Genomic DNA, 8,225 nt, shown 5'->3' on the forward strand with positions numbered 1-8,225 from the left:
AATGGGCTGAGAGTGGGGGTTTTGGAAGTGCCCTAAACAGGCATTTTATCGACAGGCAGAACTGGATCGCCGCGTGGGAGAACGTCGCCTGCCTGCAAAGTTTTCCGGTAGTTTTTGCGTACTATGCCATGGCTGGATCGAGTCAGATCAGCAGCTAACCGCGCATCTGGAGCGCGGTGTTGTAGTCGCCCCAGTTGGTAGTTTGATACTTGGTGCGAGCAGACTTCGTCATGGCTGACATTTGCTGGCGAGGCTCCGGTACGTGTTGTGATGGGGTCGCTATTGTTTTCAAGCTATCGATACCGGGCAGCAACTAAATCAACAGTCCCCACAATAAAATCAAAACACACATCATCTTATAATGGCTTCCTCATAATCCAAGTAGCCCAAACTCAGTCCTTCTTTCAAAAATTCCAAAACCAATATCCTATCAATTTTTTCTGAAACATCTACTGCCAGCAGATTAAAATCGTCCATTTTTTCAGTTGCACACCCTAGCGATTTTAATTTTTCGATCACCCAATCTTTCTTTTTCAGATCAAGAAACACTACTCTTATCAAAGAATGAGCACTACTTTCAATGAGCCCTGCAAACCACAAGTTACCATCCATATCCGGCTTAGCCTTAACTAGATCACCAAAAGCGACGTCAACAGTAAAGAAAGGAATATTATCTATAACATAAAAGTCTTCTTTCTTCCGGGCCCAAAGAGATTCCACGCTAACAGGAGGATACCCATCATCATCTTGAGTAAGGTTAAAGTTTATCTTTTCCATGCAACACTCCTTATTTATTGCTTTTTTTCAAGTTGCAATCTCTGCACAAAACTTGACCATTACTCGGGGCACCATCGCCATTCTTTGATTTTGCCACTATAAGATCTACATGCGTTTCATTACCAGGCGGAGTGACACCTTTTTTTGCTTGCTGTGCTGGCACGGTTTGGATACCACAACTAACACAAACCGTGATGCCATTGTTGGTCCCAGCATTGCGTTCCTTTATTACATTCTTTCCTGCTTGAGTGAAATTCTTCCCGGCTCTTATTCCTCCGGCTGTGCCGATTGTGGCGCCTGGGCTAAGTGGAATAGGATTTTGAATTTGAACCCCAAATCCATTGTCCTTACAAAACTCAACTATAGGCTGTATTTCAACTTGAGTATGTTCTATTTCATCTGGAATGCCATCGTGATCAACATCTACTCCAGTCAATCCAAATAAATCAATCAGCGACAAAGGTTCAGCATTCACATACCCATACGTAGAGAAGCTCCCCCCAGCCAACCCGATCGGGTCACTCTGCACATACCGCCCCGTGCTCGGATCATAGTCCCGGAAGTAGTTGTAGTGCCGACCACTCTCCGCATCATAGTACTGCCCAGGGAAGCGCAGGTTGTAGACGAATTGGGTGCCGGTGTTGCCCGGGTCCTGGTTCGCTTGCGTGTTGCCAAACGCTTCGCTGTCCCAGCGCCAGACCACGGCGTTGCTGGCCGGGTCGGTGATCTGCCGCGGGGTGCCGAGTTGATCGGCCCAGATGTAGTAGATCTTGGGGGTGGCGGGGTCGGCGGTGGGTTTGAGCACGGCAATCGGGGTGTCGCCAAGCCAGACGGTTTCCTGGATGGGGGTACCGTTGGCCTGGTATTCGCCCAGCAGGTGGCCGGCTTCGTCGCCCCACAGGGGTTTCCGCCTTCATCCTGCGGATTTCAGTTGGTCATACAAGCGGGTGACGCCGTTGGAGCTGGTTTTCTGGGTGCGTTGGCCTAATGCGTTGTAGTTGTATTGGGTGGTGGTGCCGCTGCGGGTGACCTGGCTGATTCTGCCGGCGTCGTTGTAGGTGTTGACGAGGCCGTTGTTGTCGTTGAGGCGGTTGCCGGCGGGGTCGTGGCTGTAAGTCTGGGCGTTGCTGCCGGTGGTTTTGTTGAGGCGGTTGTTGGTGGCGGCGTGGTTGTAGAGGGTGGTGCTGCTGCCGTGGTTTTCGCTGGTGCGGTTGCCGTTGTCGTCGTAGGTGTAGTTGTAGCCGATGCCGCCGACGTTGCCGAGGGTGAGGCGGTCGAGGTTGTCGTAGTTGAAGTTCTGGTTGAGTTGCGGTCGGGCAAGGTCGTTGATGGTTTTGATGTTACCGACGTTGTCGAAGCCTTGGCTGCGGATGGTGTCGCCGGGGGTGAGGCCGGCGACCGATCCGGGCACGCACTGCGACGCCAGCGACGAGGCCGTGGCTGATTTCATGACGAGCATGCGGCGGCTGGCGCGGGACGAGCAGCGCCGTCAGGAAATCGAGCTGAAGGTGGTGTAGCGGCCGGACTGGATCGGCGGCTTGATGGGGAAAGGCCAGAAGCGACAATGCCCACCGGGCGGGTGGGCATTGGGGTTGCCGGGGCATGACGATTAAATCGTGGTCCGTCCCCTATTACTTGCGCCCTATTACTTGCGTAGTAGACCTTGGGGTTGCCAGGGTCGGCAGTGGGTTTCAGGACGGCAATGGGGGTGTCGCCGAGCCAGACGGTTTCCTGGATGGGGGTGCCGTTGGCTGCATATTCGCCCAGCAGGTGGCCGGCTTCGTCGCCCCGCAGGGGTTTCGCCTTCATCCTGCGGATTCAATTGGTTATAGACAAGCGGGTTACGCCGTTGGCATTGGTTTTCTGGGTACATTGGCCGAAGGCGTTGTAGTTGTATTCAAATGATGGGCATAATGGGTGAACCATTTAGCCCTAATTCCAACCATAATCAATTAAGGCCAAACCCTACCACCCTCCATTTTATTGGAAACGCAAAAAGCAAAAGTCGTTTATTTTCTTGCCATTTATTGCATCAAGCGCCCGCTGGACACCATCTCTAATTACCTCATCAGAGCGAACACCGACTTCCAATCGTACATCCCTCAGGACATCCGACAAAAAATCAATATTATTGTAACCACAAAAAGATTGTAGATATGCATATTTCGCCGCCTCTACATAATTCTTTTTTCTTAAATATTCCAACGCTAATGCTCGCATAGATTTATCATCTCCACGGCGAGCAGCTAAATTGTACATAATTAGCGCCTTCTTTCTATCTTCTGCATAAAAAACAAAAGCTTTTGAAGGGCATACCGCTATATCATACTTATTTGAAACAAAGCGGGCAAGACAATCGGCCACATACTGCATGGCAGGCGGATATTTAGCGCGATTTGCAAGGTAATTCAGATTATTTATAGAGAACGTCTGCTCATCTCTCGTCGGACCGTCACTCTCCAAGAGAAAATCCACGAAATCAATCATCAAGCGATTATATTTAATCTTCTTGCAAAAAAAATATTGTCTCACTTGCTTCGAATAGCCTTCGCTCCCGATGAGTTCCGCAAGTTCGTCTTCACTCTCTATACGAACTGGCTTGGCTTTATCACACAATTCCGCACCCACAGCATATGGCACCGAAAAAATAAAACTTGCAACAATCAAAATCAAGAAATTGTTAAAGGTCATGGCATATATTTCTTTAAAGCAACAGGCCTAGTCTTGTCTGGCACCTTCGCGTTCTTAGGATCAGGAGGAAACGATCCCGAAACACCAAGCTTGGAGTACCACATATATTCAGGAGTTCCCCAAACCGGTTTCCCCAAGAGCTTGGCAAGCTTCTACAAATAGTCCTTCTCTCCAACATGACACGCCAGAATTTGAACTTCCTTTGCATCTTTATACTCCGGATCACTTCTGATTAAATCGGCCAATTTTTTGGGATCGTATTCATCCAGAAGTCTAGCTGGGCACTTTTCCGGTCTGGCGATAGGACAACGATAATTTCCTTGAACTTTGTCAGCGTCACCATGGGCGTAAATTTTCAGAACACCATCAGTTGGATCCATATCTGCTTGCGCGCCAGCATATTGTGTGGGGTCCCTGACTGGGCTAAAAAGATTTTGGTCAAGACCATAAAAATCCAGCATTTGAATAGGATTTCCACTCACATAGGAATAAGTCGAGAAGCTGCCGCCCTTCAACCCGATCGGGTCACTCTGCACATACCGCCCCGTGCTCGGATCATAGTCCCGGAAGTAGTTGTAGTGCCGACCGCTCTCCGCATCATAGTACTGCCCAGGGAAGCGCAGGTTGTACACAAACTGATTGCCGGTGTTGCCCGGGTCCTGGTTCGCTTGCGTGTTGCCAAAGGCTTCGCTGTCCCAGCGCCAGACCACGGCGTTGCTGGCCGGGTCGGTGATCTGGCGCGGGGTGCCGAGTTGATCGGCCCACACGTAGTAGACCTTGGGGTTGGCGGGGTCGGCAGTGGGTTTGATGACGGCAATGGGGGTGTCGCCAAGCCAGACGGTTTCCTGGATGGGGGTGCCGTTGGCCTGGTATTCGCCCAGCAGGTGGCCGGCTTCGTCGCCCCATGGGGGTTTCCGCCTTCATCCTGCGAATTCAGTTGGTCATAGACAAGCGGGTTACGCAGTTGAGATTGGCTTTCTGCAGGCGTTAGCAGAGGGCGTTGTAGTTGTATTGGGTGGTGTTTGCTTTGAAGGTGCTCTGGCTGACCGGCCATGGTGTTTAAACTCCTGCGTAAACCGGAGTGTCCACATGGGCCAGGCTAGCAGGCTGGTGAGAAACTCTTTGAACTCCCACCGAGAACAAGAAAAACCGTGGAACTTGGCTTTTTTGCTTAAAAGTTGAGCGAAATTAGCCTGGTTTTTAAGCAGTTTCGCCCAAGCTTGCCCGTTTTTCCCACGTCGTAGCGGTTGCTAGGAGTTTCTCACCAGCCTGTTAGGATGGAATGCACAAAACAAGACCTGACCCTCAAATCCAGCATGAACTCGACACCAGAATTATCTGACAGCGCCCAAACGTCGTTAAATGATACGGTCCGCTGAGTTAGGACAAAACCTTCTCGGCCAGGAATAGCCCCTGTCTGAAGCAATTCAGATGTCGTAGACGTTGCCCCTAGTCCCGGCGTGCGCGGCAACGCGAGTTTATTAAGGCCAACTTGCTCAACTGAGATTGCACTGTTATGAAACCCGCCCCAGATTTACACCTATCTAGAAACAGACGCCAATGACTGACAGGTCTTCCACATTCGGTCCATTTCGTTGAGCAAGCACATCCAGTGCAGGCCATTATCCTTGACCTGAGGGCGAAATATCACAACAACTCTATTCTTATAGTCGACCCCAACAATTGACATGTCATCCCAATAGAAAAACTCATCTTTTTTAGCTTCTATCCGGATCCTTCTTGCCATTGCGCTACACACTGCAATCTGTGCGTTTTCCTCCCAGCACGTTTCAAGTGCTTCTTGGTAAGGACCAAATCGACGTATCATCGTACCAATTACATACTCTCTAGCTGACAAGGTGTCACTTTGCAGCGACAGAATCCCAGCAAAATACACGCCTCCCCCTAACAGCAGTAAAACCAAAGCCCATATTGAAATTTTCTTTAATCCCGTCATTTCGACACCTTAAGTCACATCATTTTCCGCAACCGCACTCACCTTTATTTCGTCGTTTTACCAACTCTTGCCACCATTGCTCTGCAATAATTGCAGCATTACTATCGATGGCATCATGCAATTCGCCATGGCTAAACATCTTCTTAAGAGTGCCATCTTGAGCATGAGTCATCTCGTGAGAAATTGTTTGAATAAATGGTTTAAACATACTTGAATAAACAGGAGTGCCGTCTTTTTCGTATAAATCCGCACTATACTGGATATTATTTTTTGTATCTGTATATCCTTGCAAATCTTTGCCATACCAGGTAGACAAACCTGGCACACCAATTACTGATGTTGGAGGATTGGGGTACAGGTCAGGGTACACCTCCTTTAGCAAATTCAAGACGCAGTCGATATCTTGTTTCGTAGCCAGCCCCAATGGATCCGATAGGCTTAATGGATTGCCACCCACATACGCATAAGTCGAGAAGCTCCCCCCATTCAACCCGATCGGATCAGATTGGACGTATCTACCTGTCGTCGGATCGTAATCCCGGAAGTAGTTGTAGTGCCGACCACTCTCCGCATCATAGTACTGCCCGGGGAAGCGCAGGTTGTACACAAACTGATTGCCGGTGTTGCCCGGGTCCTGGTTGGCTTGCGTGTTGCCAAAGGCTTCGCTGTCCCAGCGCCATACCAGTTGGTTGTTGGCCGGGTCGGTGATCTGCCGCGGGGTGCCGAGTTGATCGGCCCACACGTAGTAGACCTTGGGGTTGGCGGGGTCGGCAGTGGGTTTGATGATGGCAATGGGGGTGTCACCGAGCCAGACGGTTTCCTGGATGGGGGTGCCGTTGGCCTGGTATTCGCCCAGCAGGTGGCCGGCTTTGTCGTCCCACAGGGATTGCCAACAGCGATTATTGCGACCTAACTCGCCTTGTTAAATTCAACACTGATTGGAAGCGAGAAATTTAATGCCACCCCCAGCGAACATTAACTTACAAGCGATCTAATCAAGCCGACTTCTCCGATAGCAACAAGCCCATGCTCTCGATCATCAAACTCGCCTATCACCTTGATAGGCACGCCTCCTGCGTTGCCAACAGCGCTTAAAAAATAGCCATGATCTTCAACATTCATCAACCAATCAGTTTGTAAAAAATCTTGAATCTTCAAACCACTGGGGATTGCAACCATATACGTGCAATACTCGCTTAACAGCATTTTGGCAACAGAACAAATCGACACATTCTGAAATTGAAACACCCCGAAAAACTTGAGCTTTCCATCCCGTTCCACAAGAATTTCTGGCAACGGTTGAAGGGTGGAAAAATCAAATCCTTGCTCCATCAACATTCTCCACAATTTCTTGTAACGAATAACTCTCGTATCCGGTTGCCATGCAGAGTTTCCAATAAGAGCCCATAGATCGTAATTGGGTAATGATCTAAATACGGCTTCACGTACAAATTGTAGAACCGAAGATAAAGCTTCTTCCGGGGAAGAGGCTGATGCTATCCAGTTTGCTCCAGCGAGGTCATGATTTTTAGAAAAACCCTCACCACCAAGATTAATTACATCATTTTCGATTGAAACATCATCACAACTTGCAGTTTTAATATCAATAGTCATAGTGATTACCAATGGCATCGTTGAAGTGCGGCCCACGATTCTGTGGATCGCCTGGACCAAAATTATGCCCAGCAGCAGCATCACGGACTCTGACAGTTTTCACGCCACCCCCTGGAGCCGGAACTTCATATTCATATATTTTTCCTGGCTGAGGTTTACCACGTAAATCAGTATTTGGCAAAATTCGACTCGGTTGCTGGCTTGTCGGAATGCCTGATTGGCGCTTCGCTTCATTAAATGCACCATTGCGCCCTGCACCAACGGGACTCAAATTTAGGGGTTTGGTGCCTTTTACTACAGGTGCTGACTTAGCAGAAGCACTAATGCCTTTGCCCGCCCCTCCCAATCGGATTGACCTTTCAAGATTATGATCACTGGTAAGGCAATAAATTGCTCCGTCGTTTCCCCATACTCAATGCTAATCCCAACTTCGATTTCTTTTCCACCTGGATCCATAGGATCGATGAGCTTAAATTTATTGCCAGCTAAACCGAATTCGTCCAAGTGGAGCAATGGGCTCCCATCCACATACCCATAAGTAGAGAAGCTCCCGCCCGCCAACCCAATCGGGTCACTCTGCACATACCGTCCCGTGCTCGGATCATAGTCACGGAAGTAGTTGTAGTGCCGACCGCTCTCCGCATCATAGTACTGCCCGGGGAAGCGCAGGTTGTACACAAACTGATTGCCGGTGTTGCCCGGGTCCTGGTTCGCTTGCGTGTTGCCGAACGCTTCGCTGTCCCACCGCCACACCACGGCGTTGTTGGCCAGATCGGTGATCTGCCGCGGGGTGCCAAGCTGGTCCGCCCAGATTTAGTAGATCTTGGGGTTGGCGGGGTCGGCAGTGGGTTTCAGGACGGCAATCGGGGTGTCGCCGAGCCAGACGGTTTCCTGGATAGGGGTGCCGTTGGCCTGGTATTCGCCCAGCAGGTGGCCGGCTTCGTCGCCCCACAGGGGTTTCCGCCTTCATCCTGCGGATTCAGTTGGTCATAGACAAGCGGTTTACGCCGTTGGGGTTGGTTTTCTGCAGGCGCTGGCCCAGAGCGTATTATCGCTCACGGTGACGTGATAACAGCACACCAGCGAACTCTAGCCGCAGCAGACGGGCCATGATATTGAAACTCCCGCATAAACCGGAGTTTCCACATAGGTCAAGCTGGGATGGAATGCAAAAAACAAGACCTGA

The 8,225-nt window shown here is 50.1% G+C and carries 10 protein-coding genes and 1 pseudogene; all 11 read right to left on the minus strand.

The annotated features are described in order from the left end of the window. A pseudogene (locus tag IGB42_RS22395) lies at nucleotides 1-232 on the minus strand (hypothetical protein); the annotation flags it as partial. Between the two features lie 119 nt (nucleotides 233-351). Continuing rightward, nucleotides 352-777, minus strand: a complete 426-nt coding sequence (locus IGB42_RS21575; RefSeq protein WP_159675619.1) for a DUF4265 domain-containing protein — start codon at nucleotides 775-777, stop codon at nucleotides 352-354. A 10-nt stretch (nucleotides 778-787) separates the two neighbouring features. After that, on the minus strand, nucleotides 788-1,582 hold the full coding sequence (locus IGB42_RS21580; protein WP_159675620.1) for an RHS repeat-associated core domain-containing protein: 795 nt from the start codon (nucleotides 1,580-1,582) through the stop codon (nucleotides 788-790). A gap of 108 nt (nucleotides 1,583-1,690) precedes the next feature. Beyond that, complete coding sequence (locus IGB42_RS21585) at nucleotides 1,691-2,227, minus strand: RHS repeat domain-containing protein (RefSeq protein ID WP_159675621.1); 537 nt, start codon at nucleotides 2,225-2,227, stop codon at nucleotides 1,691-1,693. A gap of 530 nt (nucleotides 2,228-2,757) precedes the next feature. Then, nucleotides 2,758-3,468, minus strand: a complete 711-nt coding sequence (locus IGB42_RS21590) for a hypothetical protein (protein WP_159675622.1) — start codon at nucleotides 3,466-3,468, stop codon at nucleotides 2,758-2,760. 152 nt (nucleotides 3,469-3,620) lie between these two features. Further along, the gene (locus IGB42_RS21595; RefSeq protein WP_201800051.1) at nucleotides 3,621-4,235 is read right to left on the minus strand and encodes an RHS repeat domain-containing protein; all 615 of its coding nucleotides are present in this window, start codon (nucleotides 4,233-4,235) and stop codon (nucleotides 3,621-3,623) included. A 773-nt stretch (nucleotides 4,236-5,008) separates the two neighbouring features. Then, nucleotides 5,009-5,425, minus strand: coding sequence for a hypothetical protein (locus IGB42_RS21600; RefSeq protein ID WP_159675623.1), 417 nt, complete (start codon nucleotides 5,423-5,425; stop codon nucleotides 5,009-5,011). 19 nt (nucleotides 5,426-5,444) lie between these two features. Next, nucleotides 5,445-6,167 carry an RHS repeat-associated core domain-containing protein gene (locus tag IGB42_RS21605; protein WP_201800052.1) on the minus strand — a complete coding sequence of 241 codons (723 nt, stop codon included), beginning with the start codon at nucleotides 6,165-6,167 and terminating at the stop codon, nucleotides 5,445-5,447. Between the two features lie 233 nt (nucleotides 6,168-6,400). Then, a complete protein-coding gene (locus tag IGB42_RS21610) occupies nucleotides 6,401-7,039 on the minus strand; it encodes a hypothetical protein (protein WP_159675624.1) in 639 nt (212 codons plus the stop codon). Then, complete coding sequence (locus IGB42_RS22725; protein WP_374705063.1) at nucleotides 7,029-7,385, minus strand: HNH/endonuclease VII fold putative polymorphic toxin; 357 nt, start codon at nucleotides 7,383-7,385, stop codon at nucleotides 7,029-7,031. Before IGB42_RS22725 ends, IGB42_RS21610 begins: the two co-directional genes overlap by 11 nt. Beyond that, nucleotides 7,334-7,792 (minus strand): RHS repeat-associated core domain-containing protein, encoded by a 459-nt coding sequence (locus IGB42_RS21620; protein ID WP_236822694.1) that lies wholly within the window; start codon nucleotides 7,790-7,792, stop codon nucleotides 7,334-7,336. The genes IGB42_RS22725 and IGB42_RS21620 overlap by 52 nt, the downstream gene beginning before the upstream one ends. Nucleotides 7,793-8,225: the final 433 nt, after the last annotated feature.

This window comes from Andreprevotia sp. IGB-42 (assembly GCF_009848685.1).
Taxonomy (GTDB): Bacteria; Pseudomonadota; Gammaproteobacteria; order Burkholderiales; family Chitinibacteraceae; genus Andreprevotia.

Excerpts from the sequence above, each read along its gene's own strand:
- IGB42_RS21575 (WP_159675619.1), bottom strand. The coding sequence starts at position 777 with ATGGAAAAGATAAACTTTAACCTTACTCAAGATGATGATGGGTATCCT.
- IGB42_RS21585 (WP_159675621.1), bottom strand. The coding sequence starts at position 2,227 with ATGAAATCAGCCACGGCCTCGTCGCTGGCGTCGCAGTGCGTGCCCGGA.
- IGB42_RS21590 (WP_159675622.1), bottom strand. The coding sequence starts at position 3,468 with ATGACCTTTAACAATTTCTTGATTTTGATTGTTGCAAGTTTTATTTTT.
- IGB42_RS21600 (WP_159675623.1), bottom strand. The coding sequence starts at position 5,425 with ATGACGGGATTAAAGAAAATTTCAATATGGGCTTTGGTTTTACTGCTG.
- IGB42_RS21610 (WP_159675624.1), bottom strand. The coding sequence starts at position 7,039 with ATGACTATTGATATTAAAACTGCAAGTTGTGATGATGTTTCAATCGAA.